1 protein-coding gene is annotated in these 467 nt (G+C 53.1%); it reads right to left on the bottom strand.

What is annotated here, in order from left to right; translation table 11 throughout:
* Positions 1-15 precede the first annotated feature (15 nt).
* Positions 16-467, bottom strand: a 452-nt coding sequence (locus O2S87_RS18820) for a transposase (RefSeq protein ID WP_475410236.1), incomplete at its 5' end; no start/stop codon positions are given.

Below are 467 nucleotides of genomic sequence, written 5' to 3' on the forward strand. Positions count from 1 at the left end.
CTCGGCTCTGCACGTTTATAAACTCCCTTCAGAATGGAGAAAGAGGTGGTCGATTTTTTCCATCAATCCGTCGAGGTCACGGTCTGGCTGATCGCGCACCCACGAGAACATATTGTAAATCGCCTCTTTGAGCCCGTGTTCAAGCTGTGCTCGGAGCGACGAGGCTTTCGAGACGAGTCGCTCCGAGACGCTCGATTCCGGACCAAGACGAAGGAGGCTGTAGGTGAGCATCTGAAGGTGCCAGTGACGACTGGCACCCTCAGAATCACGTACCTCGCAGTCTCCTAGGCCTAAATCCTGCTTCGAGTCCTCGAAAAACGTCTCTATTCGCCATCTGTAGGAATAGCTCCGAATGATATGGGCTGAAGGCGCGTCAATCTTGTTTGTTGCAAGGTACTTGACAGGGTTCTCCTCGTCCTCGTCAGTCACCTTCTCGGCGATCACTAGCCGAACCTCACCTAATTTCG

The sequence above is a fragment of the Halohasta sp. A2 genome (assembly GCF_056175805.1).